Genomic DNA, 14518 nt, shown 5'->3' on the forward strand with positions numbered 1-14518 from the left:
AGCGCCTACCAGACACCCAGCACGTCGGTGACGAAGCCGCCCATCAGGCGGCTGCCGATGCCCTGGAACTTCTCCGGGTTGCCGGTGGTCAGGAACCGCCGGCTGGCCTCGCGGGGAACGTGGTTGAGCAGGCCGAGTTCGTTCAGCGTCGTCCAGGTCGCCTTGGCGCATTCCTCGGCGGAGGAGACCAGGGTGACGGTGTCGCCGAGCACATAGTTGATCACGCCGGTCAGCAGCGGATAGTGCGTGCAGCCCAGGATCAGGGTGTCGATCTCGGCCAGCCGCAACGGCTCCAGATAGTCGTGGGCGATGGCTTCCAGGTCGGGTCCGCCGGTGACCCCGGCCTCGACGAAGTCCACGAACAGCGGGCACGGCGAGGTGAACAACTCCACGTCGGGCACCGCGGCCAGGGCGTCGTCGTACGAGCGGGAATAGGCGGTCGCGGAGGTGCAGATGACACCGATCCGTCCGTTCCGGCTGACCCGGACGGCGCGGCGCGCGGCCGGCAGCACGACGTCCACCACCGGCACGCTGTACCGCTCGCGGGCGTCCCGCAGCACCGCCGAAGAGGCCGAATTGCAGGCGATGACCAGGGCTTTCACGTCGTGGTCGACCAGCCGGTCGAGGCATTCCAGGGCGTACTCGCGCACCTCGGGCAGGCTCTTGGTGCCGTAGGGGGCACGCGCGGTGTCACCGAGGTAGATGACATCCTCGTTCGGCATCTGGTCGACCACCGAGCGGGCGACGGTGAGACCGCCGAACCCGGAGTCGAAGATGCCGATGGCGCCGTCACTGCTCACGGCGTCCGACTCTAGTGGGCGGATACCGCGCCTCGTGCCAGGCTGGGTGTCATGACCAGCGAGCATCGCTACCGGCTGACAACCACCTGGACCGGCAACCTCGGTGGGGGGACGACCGGGTACCGCGACTACGACCGTGCGGTCACCGTCGAGGTCGACGGCAAACCGGTGCTGCTGGGTTCGGCCGACCGGCCGTTCCGGGGCGACCCGACGCGGTGGAATCCGGAGGACCTGCTGCTCGCCGCGCTGTCGCAATGCCATCTGCTGTCCTACCTGCACGCCTGCGTCACCAGGGGAGTGGTGGTCACCGACTATGTCGACGAGGCGTCCGCGGTGATGGAGGTGCAGGGCAACGGCGGCGCCTTTCGAGAGGCCGTGCTGCGCCCGCAGGTCACGGTGCGGGAGGTGTCCATGGTGGACGAGGCGATCGCCGCCCACCACGATGCGCACGAATGGTGCTTTATCGCCAACTCGGTGAACTTCGAAGTCCGCGTCGAACCGGTGGTGACTGCCGCCGGTTGAGCTTGTCTAAACCAGGACGAGCTCGATCAGCGAGGCGGCAGCTCCATCAGGACCGCCGTCCACCCCTTCCCGGCCGACGTCGCATGCAGAATCGTCGGGTGCAGGTCGGCGAGAGCAGCCGGCACCTGCCGGGCGGCCCCGGCGGCGCTCACGTCACCCCTACGGATCCACAGCAGATACCGGTCACCCGCCAGCGACGCCCGGACGGCCTGGGCCGACGGCACGGTGCTGTACACGATGTGCGCCGACGGATCGATCCGGCTCAGCGGGTTGTTCGCCATCACCGCAGGGTCAGCGGCGCCGATCATGCCGTTCGCATTGCCCTTGGTGATCACCACCCGCACACCGGGATGCTCGGCTCGGGCGTCTGCGATCGCGGTGAACACGCCGGACAGATTCTCCGAATGCCCGCTCGCCGAGCGGACGAAGCGCTGTGCCGGCAACACCGTGGCGACCTGGACGGCGAGCAGCACCAGGGCGGCGACGCCCACCGTGACCCGCGCACCCCCCGACCAGGAAGCTGCATCGGCAGCGCGGGCCCGCCACACCAGCCGGACGACCAGACCCGCGACAGCGACGATGCCGAGCGCGGCCAGAGCGGCCAGCGGCGGTAGGAAGGCGACCCAGTAGCGCAGCCGGAACAGGTTCGTCCGCACCGCGCCCACCGCGAGTGCGAGAGCCAGCGGCACCACCAGCCAGATCGCCAGGCTGACCGGCAGCTCACGGCGTCCGCCCGGACGGCTGCACAGCCCCACCAGCGCCAGGATCACCACGACCGTCGACACCGGCAGCGCGTAGGTCATCGAGATCGCGCGCAGCAGTTGTTCGGCGATCGTCACCGGTGTCACCAGCCGATGCGCACCCAGTCCGGGCGAACCAGTCCCGTGGGTCACCGACATGGCCAGCTGTGCGCCGGCCAGCACCGTCGCCGCCACCAGCGTCAGCACGATCGAGACGGTCCGACGCAGCCGCAACCGCAGCTCACCCGGCGCGACCAGCCAGGCGAGCAGCTGCGCCGGCCACTGAAACACCCCGAAGGTATGGATCGCCCCGACGGCCACCAGGCTCAGCGCATGCCCCGTGGCTGCGCCGCCACCTGTCGATCCTGACGCGGGAACCAGGCTGCGGAAGCCGAGCGCCACCCGTCCCGGACGTAGCCGCAGGTCGCTCGCCAGCCAGCTGACGGTCGCAGCCAGGGCGAGCAGGGCGTACGGCCGGGCCTCCTGGGCGTATCGGACGGAGCCCGGCAGGCTGAGCAGCACCAACCCGGCCAGCACCCCCGCGAACCGGCCGGTGTTGCGTGCCACCAGCGCGTACAGCACCACGACGGTGGCCACCCCGGCCGCCGCGGACAGCAACCGCACCGCGACCACCGTCGACAGCGTCGGCCAGAACGACCCCAGCACCACCGCCCACGCCTTCGCCAGGTAGTAGTAGGGCACCATCGGGGCATCCGGGCCCTGCCATAGCACTGCCAGGTCCGTCCATCCGCGCTGCAGCGCCAGATAGGTGGCACCCTCGTCGCTCCACGGCCACGGCGTCGCGATTCCCCAGGTGGTCACGACAGCGGCCACCGCGCCCAGCCCCAGAGCGATCCAGCGGCCGGCCGCGGACCGGTCCAGCCAGGTTGAAGCGGACGCCCGGGACGCCGTCCGAACCGACGCCGCCGGCCGCGCTGCCACCACACGCGCCATCGGCCCGGAGGTCAGGGCGCCGGAGTTCGTATCGACGGTCACACTCCCCAGTCTCGACAGCCGGCTCACAGAACCCAGCCCGCTTCATCTGGCTTTCATGTGCCGCGACTACCCTCGACGCGAACAGGAGGAATCGACATTCGCGTCTTGATCGTCGAGGACGAACGCAGGATCGCCGCCTACGTGAAACGTGGCCTCGAAGAACACGGCTATGCGGTCGACGTCGTCCACAGCGGGCAGGACGCGCTCTACTGGGCCGGCTCGACCCCTTACGACATGATCCTGCTCGACATCCTGTTACCGCCTCCCAACGGCCTGGTGGTGTGCCGGGAGCTGCGGCGCCAAGGGTCCCGGGTGCCGATCCTGATGCTGACCGCTCGGGGCGCGGTCGATGAGCGGGTCGCGGGTTTGGACGCCGGTGCTGACGACTATCTGGTCAAACCGTTCTCGCTGAAGGAACTGCTGGCCAGGATGCGCGCCCTCACCCGCCGTTCCGACGGCGGCGACGGCTCACCGCTGCTGACGCTCGCCGATCTGACCATGGACACCACCACCCGCCGGGTCACCCGGGCCGGTGACGAGATCACCCTCACCTCGAAGGAGTACGCCGTCCTGGAGTGCTTCCTGCGGGAACCGGAGCGGGTGCTCACCCGCGAGGCGATCGCCGAGCACGTCTGGAACTACGACGTTCACCACGAGTCGAACGTGGTCGACGTCTACATTCGCAACCTGCGCCGCAAGGTCGACGACCCCCACCCGCGCAAGCTGCTGCAGACCGTTCGCGGCGCCGGCTACCGGCTGACCGAGCGGGGAGCGGGCCCGTGACGCTGCGGGCCCGGTTCGCGTTGTGGATCTGCCTGATGATGCTGGCCACCCTCGGCGCCTTCGGGGCGTTCGTCTACTTCTCGGTCTCGCACTGGCTGTCGTCCAACCTGGACGACTCACTGCGGCTCGGTGCCACCCAACTGATCGCCACCGCCGACATCGACGACGGCAAATTCCAGGTCAACGATGATCCGGTGACGCTGGACACCGGGCTGACCGACCAGCTGCGCTCCCAGGGGCTGAGCATCCAGATCTTCAGCACCTCCGGGGCGGTGCTGCAGTCGCTGGGCCCCTACGCGAGCCTGACCCTGGAGCCCGCCGATCTTCACGCGGCGCTGGCCGGCCGCTCCGACCTGCAGACCCGACCTGATCCCGAGGGCACCGGCTCGGTGCGGGTGCTGACCCAGCCGATGCTGATCAACGGCAAGGTGGAGGCCGTCGTCCAGATCGCCCAGAGCGTGCGCAGCATCGACGCGCTGCGCGAACGGTTGCTGCTCAGCCTGCTGCTCGGCTCGCCGATCATCGTCGCGGCGGCCGGCGTCGGCGGCTACTACCTGGCCGGACGGGCGCTGCGGCCGATCGACCACATCGTCGCCACCGCCCGCCGGATCTCGGCGCACGACCTCACCGATCGGCTCGGCCTGCCGCCCTCGCGCGATGAGGTGGGCCGGCTGGCGGGCACCTTCGACGAGATGCTCGGACGCCTCGACGAGGCCTTCCAGCGGGAACGCCGGTTCAGCAACGACGCCGCGCATGAGCTGCGCACCCCGCTGGCCGCGATGCAGTCGATCCTCAGCGTGATCGCCGAGCAGCGCCGCACCCCCGCCGAGTACGAGGCGGCGCTGACCGACCTGTCCGAGGAGACCGACAAGCTGCGCGCACTCACCGACGACCTGCTGCGACTGGCCCGCGCCGAGGCGTCCGAGCCGTTGTGGGAGCCGGTCGACCTGGCCGAACTGGTCCCCGACGTGGTGGACAGCCTGCGGCCGCTCACCGACCCGGATCGGGTGCGGCTGAGCTGCCTCACCGACGGGGACACCAGCGTGGTCGGCGACACCGACGCGCTGATCCGGCTGCTGGTGAACCTGCTCGACAACGCCATCAAACACACCCCGACCGGCAGCATCGCGGTCACCGTGCAGGGACTGCCCGACGAGGTGACGGTCGCCGTCACCGACACCGGCGACGGCATCGCCGCCGAACACCTGCCGCATGTCTTCGACCGCTTCTACCGGGCCGAGGAGTCCCGCACCACCTCAGGCACCGGCCTCGGCCTGGCCATCTGCCGAGAGATCGCCCGCAGCCATGGCGGCGATATCGAGGTGGAGAGCGAACCCGGTGCCGGCTCGACGTTCACCGTCCGGCTCAGCCGCGACCCGCGGGCGTAGCGGTTCGTTCTCGTCGGTCGAGCTTGTCGAGACCCATGGCGACCGGGTTTCGACAAGCTCAACCAGCGGCTCTGCTGAAGCGGTCCTGATTCCTTCATCTGGGTTTCATCGCCGCCTCTTAGCGTCCTAGCGCACAGTCCCCGACGAAAGGCGATTCCCATGGCTGCGAGCACGACGGCGCTACCGTCCGTAGGGAGCACTGAGCGCTTCCTGAACAAGGTTCCGGTGGTCACCGCCACCTTCTGGCTGATCAAGATCCTCTCCACCACCATCGGTGAGACCTTCGCCGACTTTCTCGCCGTCCAGGTCGGACTCGGCACCGCAGTCACCGACCTGGCGATGCTGCTGGTGCTGGCCGTCACGCTGATCGCTCAACTGCGCGCCCGGCAGTACGTGCCCTGGCTGTACTGGCTGACCGTCGTCGAGGTCAGCATCGTCGGCACCCAGATCACCGACCTCTTCACCGACCAGCTGGGCGTCAGCCTGTACCTGAGCACCGCCGTGTTCGCGGTGCTGCTGGCGTTGGTCTTCGTGGTCTGGTGGCAGCAGGAGCACACCCTGGCGATCACCGCGATCGACACCCCGAAGCGGGAGCGCTTCTACTGGGCGGCGATCCTGGTGACGTTCGCGCTGGGTACCGCCGGTGGTGACCTCGCTAACGAAGCACTGTCGCTGGGCTTCCGTACCGGGTCGCTGGTGTTCGCGGGCCTGATCCTGCTGGTCTGGGTGCTGAACCGGTTCGGAATGAACGGGGTGACCGCCTTCTGGATCGCCTACGTGCTGACCCGTCCGCTGGGCGCCTCGCTGGGAGATCTGCTCACCCAGGACCCGAGCTATGGCGGGGTGGGGCTGGGCGCCGGCCTGACCAGCCTGCTCTTCCTGGCGGTGATCGTGGTGCTGGTCGCCCGCGAACAGGTGAACGTGAATCGGCACGGCGTGCTCGCCAAGGGTGAGGCGTCGGCCGTCCATCCGCGCCGTGACTACGCCTGGGCCGCCGGCGGCGCGCTCGGAGTGGTGCTCGCCTCGGTGGTGCTCACCTCGTTCACCGCGGACAGTTCGAGGGCGACTCCGGTGCCGGGCGTGGTGGTGACCTCGTCGTCCGGTGCGGCCACGATCGAGACCGACGCCACCTCACCGCTGGGTGACCTGCGCCCGTTCGTGGCGATCGTCAACGACATGCACGCCAAGCTCAAAGCCGGCGACTTCGCGACCGTCACCTCCCGCGCCAAGGACCTCGAGGTGGCCTGGGACAGCAAGGAAGCGGCGATCAAGCCGGCCTCACCCGGTGACTGGCACGACCTGGACGGCGCGATCGACGAACTGCTGACCGCCGTCCGTGCCACCTCGCCCTCGGTCGCCGGGATCGATACTGCGATCACCGGATTCCGCGACACTGTGACCGCCATCGACCACAAGTCGTAGGGCTCTTTTGACACCGGTCCGGCGTGCGGATGGGATGGTGCCATGACTTACACCCGCACCGACGGACGCGCGGCCGACCAGCTGCGTCCGGTCACCATCACCCGCAACTGGCTCGATCACGCCGAGGGGTCGGTGCTGGTCGAGTTCGGCCGGACGCGGGTGCTGGTGGCGGCGTCCGTCACCCAGGGCGTGCCGCGCTGGCGCAAGGGCTCCGGCCTGGGCTGGGTGACCAGCGAATACGCGATGCTGCCGCGGGCCACCAACACCCGCAGCGACCGAGAATCGGTGAAGGGCCGGATCGGTGGCCGCACCCATGAGATCTCCCGGCTGATCGGACGCTCGCTGCGGGCGGTGATCGACTACAAGGCGCTCGGCGAGAACACCATCGTGCTCGACTGCGACGTGCTGCAGGCCGACGGCGGCACCCGTACCGCCGCGATCACCGGCGCCTACGTGGCGCTCGCCGACGCTGTCGCGTGGCTGCGGGAGCGGAATGCGCTGGCCGGCGAGCCGCTGACCGGATCGGTGGCCGCGGTGTCGGTGGGCGTGGTCGGCGACACCGCCCTGCTCGACCTGGCCTACGTCGAGGATTCGGCCGCCGAGGTCGACCTGAACGTGGTGACCACCGGCGACGGCGCCTTCATCGAGGTGCAGGGCACCGCCGAGGGCATGCCCTTCGATCGCGCCATGCTGGACACCCTGCTCGACCTGGGTGTCGCCGGCACCGCCGAGCTCACCCGGCTGCAGCAGGCGGCACTGACCGCATGAAGATCGTTCTGGCTACGCACAACGCCAAGAAGCTCACCGAACTGCGCCGGGTGGTCGCCGAGCAGGGCCTGGCCCTCGACGTGCTCGGTCTGGACGAGGTGGCGAGCTACCCCGAGCCGGCTGAGACGGAGCGCACCTTCGAGGGCAACGCGCTGCTCAAGGCGCGGGCCTGCGTGGCCGCCACCGGTTTGCCGGCGCTGGCCGACGACTCCGGTATCGCGGTCGACCTGCTCAACGGCATGCCCGGCGTCCGGTCGGCCCGCTGGGCGGGCAAGGGTGCCACCGATCAGGCCAACCTCGACCTGCTGATCGCCCAACTCGCCGACACCGATCCGGCGGAACGCACCGCTCGGTTCGTCTGCGCGGTGGCCTTCGTGGACGCCGCCGGCACCGAGCACGTCGTCCGGGCCGCGATGGAGGGCACCCTGGTGTCGCAGCCCCGCGGCGGCAACGGCTTCGGTTACGATCCGATCTTCGTAGCCGAGGGACACACCCGCACCAATGCGGAGTTGTCGCCGGCCGAGAAGGACGCGATCAGCCATCGCGGCCAGGCCGTCCGGGCCATGCTGCAATGGTTGGTCGGCGAGGGGCTGGTCGACGCGGGACGGGTCGGCGAAGGGCCGGCTGAGCGGGAAGAGGGTTAGCGGTGCAGCAGTATCTGGATCTGCTTCGGCTGGTGCGCGACACCGGAGTGACCAAGGGCGACCGCACCGGTACCGGAACCCGCAGCATGTTCGGCCACCAGCTGCGCTTCGATCTGCGTGAGGGTTTTCCGCTGCTGACCACGAAACGGGTGCACACCCGGTCGGTGTTCGGTGAGCTGCTGTGGTTCCTGCGCGGCGACACCAACCTGGCCTGGCTGCACGCCAACGGCATCACCATCTGGGACGAATGGGCCGACGCCAACGGTGACCTGGGCCCGGTCTACGGCCACCAGTGGCGCTCCTGGCCCACCCCGGACGGCCGGCACATTGACCAGCTCGCCCAGGTGATCGAGGCGATCAAGACCAACCCGGATTCCCGCCGGCACATCGTCTCGGCCTGGAACGTCGCCGACATCGACACCATGGCGCTGCCGCCGTGCCACGCGCTGTTCCAGTTCTACGTCGCCGACGGACGGCTCTCCTGCCAGCTCTACCAGCGCTCGGCCGACCTCTTCCTCGGGGTGCCGTTCAACATCGCCTCGTATGCGCTGCTCACCCACATGGTCGCCCAGGTCACCGGGCTCGAGGTCGGCGATTTCGTGCACACCTTCGGCGATGCCCACCTGTACCTGAACCACCTCGAACAGGCCGATCTGCAGCTGAGCCGCGAACCGCGTCCGTTGCCGACGCTGCGGCTCAACCCGGAGGTGACCGCGATCGACGCGTTCACCCTGGACGACATCGAGGTGCTCGACTATCACCCGCATCCGGGCATCAAGGCTCCGATCGCGGTCTAGGAAGCACGATGGCGCGGCGACGGTTCCTGCTGGGCCGGAGGAAGTCCGACCTGGATCGCCTCACCGTGCACGAGTTCCAGTACGGTGACGCCCGCGTCCGGGTCTACGAGGAATGGACGATGCGGCCCGAGCTGGCCGAGGCGTCCGACGTTCCCACCTTCGCATTGGTGCATGGACTAGGGGTTTCGTCGCGGTTCTTCCTGCCGCTGGCGCACCAGCTGTCGCCCTACGGACGGGTGCTGCTGTTCGATCTGCCGGGCTTCCACGATCTGCCGAAACCGCGGCACCGGATGTCGATCGTCGACTTCGCCGATGTGGTGAAGCGGGCGCTGGACGACCTCGACGTCGACGATCCGCTGCTGGTCGGGCATTCGATGGGTGCCCAGGTGGTGGCCGAGATCCTGGCCCAGTACCCGTCCTACAGCAGCGCCTCGATGCTGGTCGGCCCGGTAGTGGTGAGCGCCGAGCGGAACCTGCTGCAGGTGATCCGGCGCTTCCTGCAGGCGTCGATGTACGAACCGCCGGGCAACACGATCACAGCAGCCGCCGCCTATGCCCGGGCCGGACTGCGCTGGATCGGCGACACCGTGCCGAAAGTGATCTCGTACCCGATCGACAAGCGGCTGCCGCTGGCGAAGGCGAGGCTGCTGCTGGCCAGCGGCGAGCATGACCTGATCAGCCCGCCGGCCTGGCGTGAGCTGCTGGCGTCCGCGGTGCCGGGCAGCCGGGTTGTCACCATTCCGGGCGCAGCGCACGGCGTCGTCCACGACAGCTATCGGGAGGTGGCCGACGAACTGCTCGACCTCGCCGGCGTCGGCACCGCATGATCCGGCGCCGGCTCGGCGGTCTGCTGGACTGGGCCTACGGGGTCGGTTGGTGGCTGCGGGCGTTCAGCCGCTCCGGCAGCCCGGACGCCTTCCGTGAGCCCGGTCCCGACCCCGATCACCACACCCCGATCGTGCTGTTGCCGGGCATCTGGGAGCGTTGGCCCTACCTGGTGCCGCTGGCCCGGTCGCTGAACGCCGCCGGCCATCCGGTGCATCTGATCGCGGCGCTGGGCGCCAACGGTTCGCCGCTGCCGGCCGCCGAGCGGATCGTCGCCGACTATCTGGAAGCCCACCAGTTGTCGAAGGTGATCCTGGTCGCCCACTCCAAGGGTGGTCTGATCGGCAAGCTGGCCATGCTGGACCCGTCCTGCGCCGAACGGATCCTCGGCATGGTGGCGCTCAGCACACCCTTCGGCGGCTCGTCGCTGTCCTGGCCGATCTTCGGCCGGACGCCGCTGGGCGTGTTCGCACCACGCGGCGCGGCGATCACCGAACTGTCGGCCCAGCTCGAGGTGAACGCCCGGATCATCTCGCTGCAACCCACCCATGATCAGGTGATTCCCGAGGGCAGCCGGCTCGAAGGAGCCCGCAACGTGACCCTGGAGGCGGCCGGTCATTTCCGGCCGCTGCGGGATGCCGAGGTGCATCGGGTGATCCATGACTTGGTGCACGAGTTGGCTCGATAAGCTCAGCGCGTGCGGATCATTGGCATCGCGATCGTCGGCTCCAACGGCGTCATCGGGGACGGCGAACGCCAGCCGTTCGAGATCGCCGAGGACTGGGCGCGCTACAAGCGGGTTACCCACGGCCACCCGATGATCATGGGACGAGGCACGCATGACGCGATCGGACGCTGGCTGCGAGGACGCACCACCATCGTGGTGACCAGAGAGCCGGCTCGCATCGAACTGCCCACCGACGGGCGTGCCGTCGGCCACGCGGTGGCCTCGCTGGACGAGGCGCTCGAGCTGGCCCGCTCGCTGGACGACGAGATCTACGTCGCGGGCGGCGGCACCATCTATCGCCAGGCCTGGCCGGTACTCACCGAGCTCGACCTGACCGAGGTGGACGCGGCGGCCGAGGGCACCGTGTTCTTCCCGGAGGTCGATCCCGGCGAATGGCAGGAGGTCAGCCGCGAGCCGCGCGACGGCTTCGCCTTCGTCCGCTACCTGCGGCGTGCCGAACCGCGGACTGCCGGGTAGGCGTGCGCCCCACCGCCTCCGTCCTGCATCTTGATCTGGACGCCTTTTTCGCCGCCGTTGAGCAGCGGGACAAGCCGTCGCTGCGCGGCAAGCCGGTGATCGTCGGCGGCATCGGCCAGCGCGGGGTGGTCGCCACGGCCTCCTATGAGGCGCGCGTGTTCGGCGTGCATTCGGCGATGCCGACGCACGAGGCCCGGCGCCGCTGTCCGCACGCGGCCTTCCTGTTCGGCCGGTTCGGCGCCTACCGGCAGGCGTCCGGAATCGTGATGGGACTACTGCGAGAACTGTCGCCGCTGGTCGAGCCGCTCAGCCTGGACGAGGCGTTCGTCGACCTGGCGGTGGGGGACAGGTCGCTGGAACCGGAGGCGGTGCTGGCCGAGGTCGCGCAGTTGCGAGCTCGGCTCACTGACGAGACCGGCGGGCTGACCGCGTCCGTCGGTATCGGATCGTCGAAGTTCATCGCCAAGGTCGCCAGCGAACTGGCCAAGCCGGACGGCGTCCGGCTGATCGCTCCCGGCACCGAGGTGGAGACCATCGCCCCGCTGCCGGCCCGGGCGATCCCCGGGGTGGGCCCGGTCACCATGGAGAAGCTGGCCCGGCTCGGGGTCGGCACCGTTGCCGACCTGCAACGACTGTCGCAGCGCGAGCTGACCCGCGAACTGGGCCGGGCACAGGGGGAGTGGATCGGTGCGCTCGCCTTCGCCCGCGACGACCGCCCGGTGGAGCCCGACCGGGAGACCAAGTCGATCTCGGTGGAGGACACCTTCGAAACCGACGTCACCGACCGTGCCCGGTTGGACGCCATCGCCACCCGCGACGCCGGCACCGTCGCCCGACGATTGTCGGCGGCGCACCTGTTCGCCCGCACCATCACCATCAAGGCCCGCTACCCGGACTTCACCACGCTTTCCCGCTCGCGCACTCTGGAAGGAGCCACCGACGACCCCGAGGTGATCGCGACCATCGCCCGCACACTCCTGGACGGCGTGGACGTCCCCCGCGGCCTCCGCCTGTTCGGCGTCGGCGTCGCAGGCCTCACCGAGGTCGCCCAGGAAGCACTCTTCGAGACGTCCGGCCCGTCGGTCGAGCTGGTCGAGACCCATCCAACCGCCTCGTCTCCCGCCGCATCACCGTCATCCCGGCGAACGCCGGGATCTCCGGACGAGCCTCCAATGCCGCCGGTCGAGCTTGTCGAGACGTCTTCCACGCACGAGCGCAACCAGCGGGCAACCGCCTACCGTGCCGGCGCCGATGTCGTCCACGACGAGCACGGCCCCGGCTGGGTCTGGGGTGCCGGCCTCGGCCGGGTCACCGTCCGCTTCGAGACGGCTCAAACCGGGCCGGGCCCCGTCCGCACCTTCGCTGTCGACGACCCCGCCCTGCACCCGGTCGCCGACTGAGCGCCGCCGGCCGGGGCCCTACACTGAGCCCTGCCGCCGGAGTGGTGAAATTGGCAGACACGCAGGATTTAGGTTCCTGTGCCTTCGGGCGTGAGGGTTCAAGTCCCTTCTCCGGCACCTATCTCGCGCCGAGCGAGGAGCCGTAGACTCGGGCCATGACGTTCGAGCGAATCCAGGTTGATCCGCGGAAGATGGGCGGCGTTCCCATCATCCGTGACCTCCGTATGCCGGTCGCGACGATCATCAACATGGTGGCGGACGGCCGAACGGTCGAGCAGATTCTTAGCGATTTCCCCGAACTCGAAGCCGAGGATCTCAAGCAGGCTTTGCAGTTTGCCGCAGCGACCCTGAATGAGCGCCAGGTTCCGCTCCTGAGTGCATGAGGCTCCTGATCGACCAGAATCTCTCGCGGTATTTGCCAGAGCTCTTGGCGGCTGCGGGTTTCGACGTCGCTGACACTCGAACGCTCGGCATGCAGCGGTGGGTGGACGAGGACATCGCGGACTTCGCTGCTGCCGAGAACAGGATCGTCGTCTCGGCTGACACCGACTTCGGTGCCATTCTCGCCAAGCGTCAGACCGCGAGGCCCTCGTTCGTGTTGTTGCGACGGACGGGAGATTTATCCTCCGATGCGATCGCCAATCTCCTCACGATCAACCTTCCTGCGTTCGAAGAGGACCTGAATGAGGGCGCGATCCTGGTTGTCACGGACACCGTGATCCGCGTGCGTCGCCTTCCGATCTCACCAGCTTGACTGATCGAGGCTGAACGGAACTGGGATTGAGGGATTGTCGTCGCCGAGACTGCCATAGCTGACCAATGGCAGATATGGCCGGCTGCGTGAGGTTGCCCGTGTGTGCAGGTCGCCATCGCGACCGGTGTTCACCTGGGCCCGGTCCTCGTCGAGGTTGCAGACCAACCCGACACGAGCGTTGCTTGGGAAGAACGCGGATCGACCCACATCAACATTGACGAGCCACTTGCCACCAATGAAGAGGGCAAGGAACCCCTCATCATGTTCCGTCCGGGTGCCAGCGGTCACCATCGAGTCGACGTCTATGCGATGAACCGCGACGTCAACCGAGATCTGGCGCTCAAGCCGAAGGCGCGCAAGAACCTGGAGCGGTATCTGGTGGTGTTCACCTCGGTCGAGCGCGTCAGCTGATGCGGCGATGGTGGTTGAGCTCGGAAAACCAGCCGGTCGGATCGCGCATAAGGTCTCGACAAGCTCGACCAGCGAGAACTGGCGTTTCGCACTGGCGCCGGACGTGGCACGCAATGAACGCTGCGGTGTCACGTCCGGCGTCCAGTTCCGGTCTGATCAAGTCAGCGTGTGGCCATCGGGACTTTCAGTTCACCTTGCCCAGGGCTGCCAGCAGCATCCGGCGACGGTATTCGGGGCTGTCCGGCGGCTCGCTGTCGCCGAAGATGGCCTTCAGCCAGTGCCCGTCGGTGTTGTTCGGGAAAAGGATGTAGTCGCTGCCGAAGTGCCGGGCGTCCTCCATGGCCAGCTTCTTCCGCTCGGTGACCGAGTTCACGTAGTAGCGCCGACGGAAGTCGTTCAGGTTGTCGCCGAGGTAGGCGATCACGTCGTACTTCGCCGCGATCGCCTGCTGCGCCGGCTCCTTGTTCGACGAGTCGCGAAGAATCGTCACGTGCGCGTCGTCGGCATAGGCCAGGCCGGCGTGCCGGAGGTTGGCGAGGCCGTACTTCTGCGTGTTGTCGCCCTGGTCGCGGCTGGACACGTAGAAGATCTGGACGCCGCGGCGCTTGGCGTAGTGGGTGAAGTCGACGGCGCCGGGGGTGGCAGTCGGACCGTTGGCGGCCACCCATTCGTCCCACAGCGGGTCGTCGAACGCCTGCTTGCCGGCGGCCAGCAGGAGTGCCCAGTAGCTGTTCGAGTCGAGCACCGTGTCGTCGATGTCGGAGATGAAGGCCAGCTTCTTGCGCCGCCGGCCATGACCGTGCGGACGGCGGCGGGCCAGCGCCGCATCGAGTCGTGCCTTCGCCAGGTTGAAGCCCTGGATGTACAGCATGTCCCGCTCGGCCGCGGTCTGGCGCCAGGCGACGGCAGCGCTGAAGATGTTCTGCACCTCGCCCGCTGCGGCGTTCGCCCGTGGCGCGGCGGCCGCCATCGCCGCCAGGGTGCCACCGGCCACACCGGTCAGCAGGCTCCGTCGTCTGAGATCACTCATCGCGACTCCTCGATCGCTAGATGCCCGGCGGGGT

General features: G+C 68.7%; 17 protein-coding genes and 1 tRNA gene. 15 read left to right on the top strand and 3 right to left on the bottom strand.

Annotated features, from left to right (window positions below; genetic code table 11):
• Positions 1-5: 5 nt before the first annotated feature.
• Positions 6-800 (bottom strand): glutamate racemase, encoded by a 795-nt coding sequence (gene murI / locus QM624_RS12265; RefSeq protein WP_415092175.1) that lies wholly within the window; start codon positions 798-800, stop codon positions 6-8.
• Positions 801-851: 51 nt separating this feature from the next.
• On the opposite strand from murI, the gene QM624_RS12270 reads away from it, so the two are divergent.
• Entirely contained in the window at positions 852-1322 is a 471-nt protein-coding gene (locus QM624_RS12270; protein WP_415092177.1) for an OsmC family protein, read from the top strand.
• Between the two features lie 26 nt (positions 1323-1348).
• Here the strand turns inward: QM624_RS12270 and QM624_RS12275 are convergent, their stop codons facing one another.
• Positions 1349-3058, bottom strand: a complete 1710-nt coding sequence (locus QM624_RS12275) for a hypothetical protein (protein WP_415092179.1) — start codon at positions 3056-3058, stop codon at positions 1349-1351.
• Between the two features lie 105 nt (positions 3059-3163).
• On the opposite strand from QM624_RS12275, the gene QM624_RS12280 reads away from it, so the two are divergent.
• The 14 genes from QM624_RS12280 (at position 3164) to QM624_RS12345 (ending at position 13454) form a co-directional block, all read left to right on the top strand.
• The gene (locus tag QM624_RS12280) at positions 3164-3841 is read left to right on the top strand and encodes a response regulator transcription factor (protein ID WP_415092181.1); all 678 of its coding nucleotides are present in this window, start codon (positions 3164-3166) and stop codon (positions 3839-3841) included.
• Positions 3838-5229, top strand: a complete 1392-nt coding sequence (locus QM624_RS12285) for a sensor histidine kinase (RefSeq protein WP_415092183.1) — start codon at positions 3838-3840, stop codon at positions 5227-5229. The genes QM624_RS12280 and QM624_RS12285 overlap by 4 nt, the downstream gene beginning before the upstream one ends.
• A gap of 159 nt (positions 5230-5388) precedes the next feature.
• The gene (locus tag QM624_RS12290; protein WP_415092185.1) at positions 5389-6651 is read left to right on the top strand and encodes a hypothetical protein; all 1263 of its coding nucleotides are present in this window, start codon (positions 5389-5391) and stop codon (positions 6649-6651) included.
• Positions 6652-6693: 42 nt separating this feature from the next.
• Entirely contained in the window at positions 6694-7419 is a 726-nt protein-coding gene (rph, locus tag QM624_RS12295) for a ribonuclease PH (protein ID WP_415092187.1), read from the top strand.
• Positions 7416-8063 carry an RdgB/HAM1 family non-canonical purine NTP pyrophosphatase gene (gene rdgB / locus QM624_RS12300; protein WP_415092189.1) on the top strand — a complete coding sequence of 216 codons (648 nt, stop codon included), beginning with the start codon at positions 7416-7418 and terminating at the stop codon, positions 8061-8063. Before rph ends, rdgB begins: the two co-directional genes overlap by 4 nt.
• Before the next feature lie 2 nt (positions 8064-8065).
• Complete coding sequence (locus QM624_RS12305) at positions 8066-8860, top strand: thymidylate synthase (protein WP_415092191.1); 795 nt, start codon at positions 8066-8068, stop codon at positions 8858-8860.
• An 8-nt stretch (positions 8861-8868) separates the two neighbouring features.
• Positions 8869-9687 carry an alpha/beta fold hydrolase gene (locus tag QM624_RS12310; protein WP_415092193.1) on the top strand — a complete coding sequence of 273 codons (819 nt, stop codon included), beginning with the start codon at positions 8869-8871 and terminating at the stop codon, positions 9685-9687.
• Positions 9684-10373: an esterase/lipase family protein gene (locus QM624_RS12315; RefSeq protein ID WP_415092195.1), complete on the top strand. Its 690-nt coding sequence runs from the start codon at positions 9684-9686 to the stop codon at positions 10371-10373. The genes QM624_RS12310 and QM624_RS12315 overlap by 4 nt, the downstream gene beginning before the upstream one ends.
• 9 nt (positions 10374-10382) lie before the next feature.
• Positions 10383-10889 (top strand): dihydrofolate reductase, encoded by a 507-nt coding sequence (locus QM624_RS12320; protein WP_415092197.1) that lies wholly within the window; start codon positions 10383-10385, stop codon positions 10887-10889.
• A gap of 2 nt (positions 10890-10891) precedes the next feature.
• The gene (locus tag QM624_RS12325) at positions 10892-12289 is read left to right on the top strand and encodes a DNA polymerase IV (RefSeq protein ID WP_415092199.1); all 1398 of its coding nucleotides are present in this window, start codon (positions 10892-10894) and stop codon (positions 12287-12289) included.
• A gap of 35 nt (positions 12290-12324) precedes the next feature.
• Positions 12325-12406, top strand: a tRNA-Leu gene (locus tag QM624_RS12330).
• Between the two features lie 38 nt (positions 12407-12444).
• A complete protein-coding gene (locus QM624_RS12335; protein WP_415092201.1) occupies positions 12445-12672 on the top strand; it encodes a DUF433 domain-containing protein in 228 nt (75 codons plus the stop codon).
• On the top strand, positions 12669-13043 hold the full coding sequence (locus tag QM624_RS12340) for a DUF5615 family PIN-like protein (protein ID WP_415092203.1): 375 nt from the start codon (positions 12669-12671) through the stop codon (positions 13041-13043). The genes QM624_RS12335 and QM624_RS12340 overlap by 4 nt, the downstream gene beginning before the upstream one ends.
• Before the next feature lie 102 nt (positions 13044-13145).
• Positions 13146-13454, top strand: a complete 309-nt coding sequence (locus QM624_RS12345) for a hypothetical protein (RefSeq protein WP_415092205.1) — start codon at positions 13146-13148, stop codon at positions 13452-13454.
• A gap of 184 nt (positions 13455-13638) precedes the next feature.
• On the opposite strand, the gene QM624_RS12350 is transcribed toward QM624_RS12345, so the two are convergent.
• Entirely contained in the window at positions 13639-14484 is an 846-nt protein-coding gene (locus QM624_RS12350) for a 5'-nucleotidase, lipoprotein e(P4) family (protein WP_415092207.1), read from the bottom strand.
• Between the last annotated feature and the right edge of the window lie 34 nt (positions 14485-14518).

The organism is Micropruina sp., assembly GCF_047606365.1.
Taxonomy (GTDB): Bacteria; Actinomycetota; Actinomycetes; order Propionibacteriales; family Propionibacteriaceae; genus Micropruina.

What these genes read in the sequence shown, in the direction of transcription:
- QM624_RS12335 (WP_415092201.1), top strand. Translation starts at nt 12,445, where the DNA reads ATGACGTTCGAGCGAATCCAGGTTGATCCGCGGAAGATGGGCGGCGTT.
- rdgB (WP_415092189.1), top strand. Translation starts at nt 7,416, where the DNA reads ATGAAGATCGTTCTGGCTACGCACAACGCCAAGAAGCTCACCGAACTG.
- QM624_RS12340 (WP_415092203.1), top strand. Translation starts at nt 12,669, where the DNA reads ATGAGGCTCCTGATCGACCAGAATCTCTCGCGGTATTTGCCAGAGCTC.
- QM624_RS12310 (WP_415092193.1), top strand. Translation starts at nt 8,869, where the DNA reads ATGGCGCGGCGACGGTTCCTGCTGGGCCGGAGGAAGTCCGACCTGGAT.
- QM624_RS12270 (WP_415092177.1), top strand. Translation starts at nt 852, where the DNA reads ATGACCAGCGAGCATCGCTACCGGCTGACAACCACCTGGACCGGCAAC.
- QM624_RS12350 (WP_415092207.1), bottom strand. Translation starts at nt 14,484, where the DNA reads ATGAGTGATCTCAGACGACGGAGCCTGCTGACCGGTGTGGCCGGTGGC.
- QM624_RS12290 (WP_415092185.1), top strand. Translation starts at nt 5,389, where the DNA reads ATGGCTGCGAGCACGACGGCGCTACCGTCCGTAGGGAGCACTGAGCGC.
- rph (WP_415092187.1), top strand. Translation starts at nt 6,694, where the DNA reads ATGACTTACACCCGCACCGACGGACGCGCGGCCGACCAGCTGCGTCCG.
- QM624_RS12315 (WP_415092195.1), top strand. Translation starts at nt 9,684, where the DNA reads ATGATCCGGCGCCGGCTCGGCGGTCTGCTGGACTGGGCCTACGGGGTC.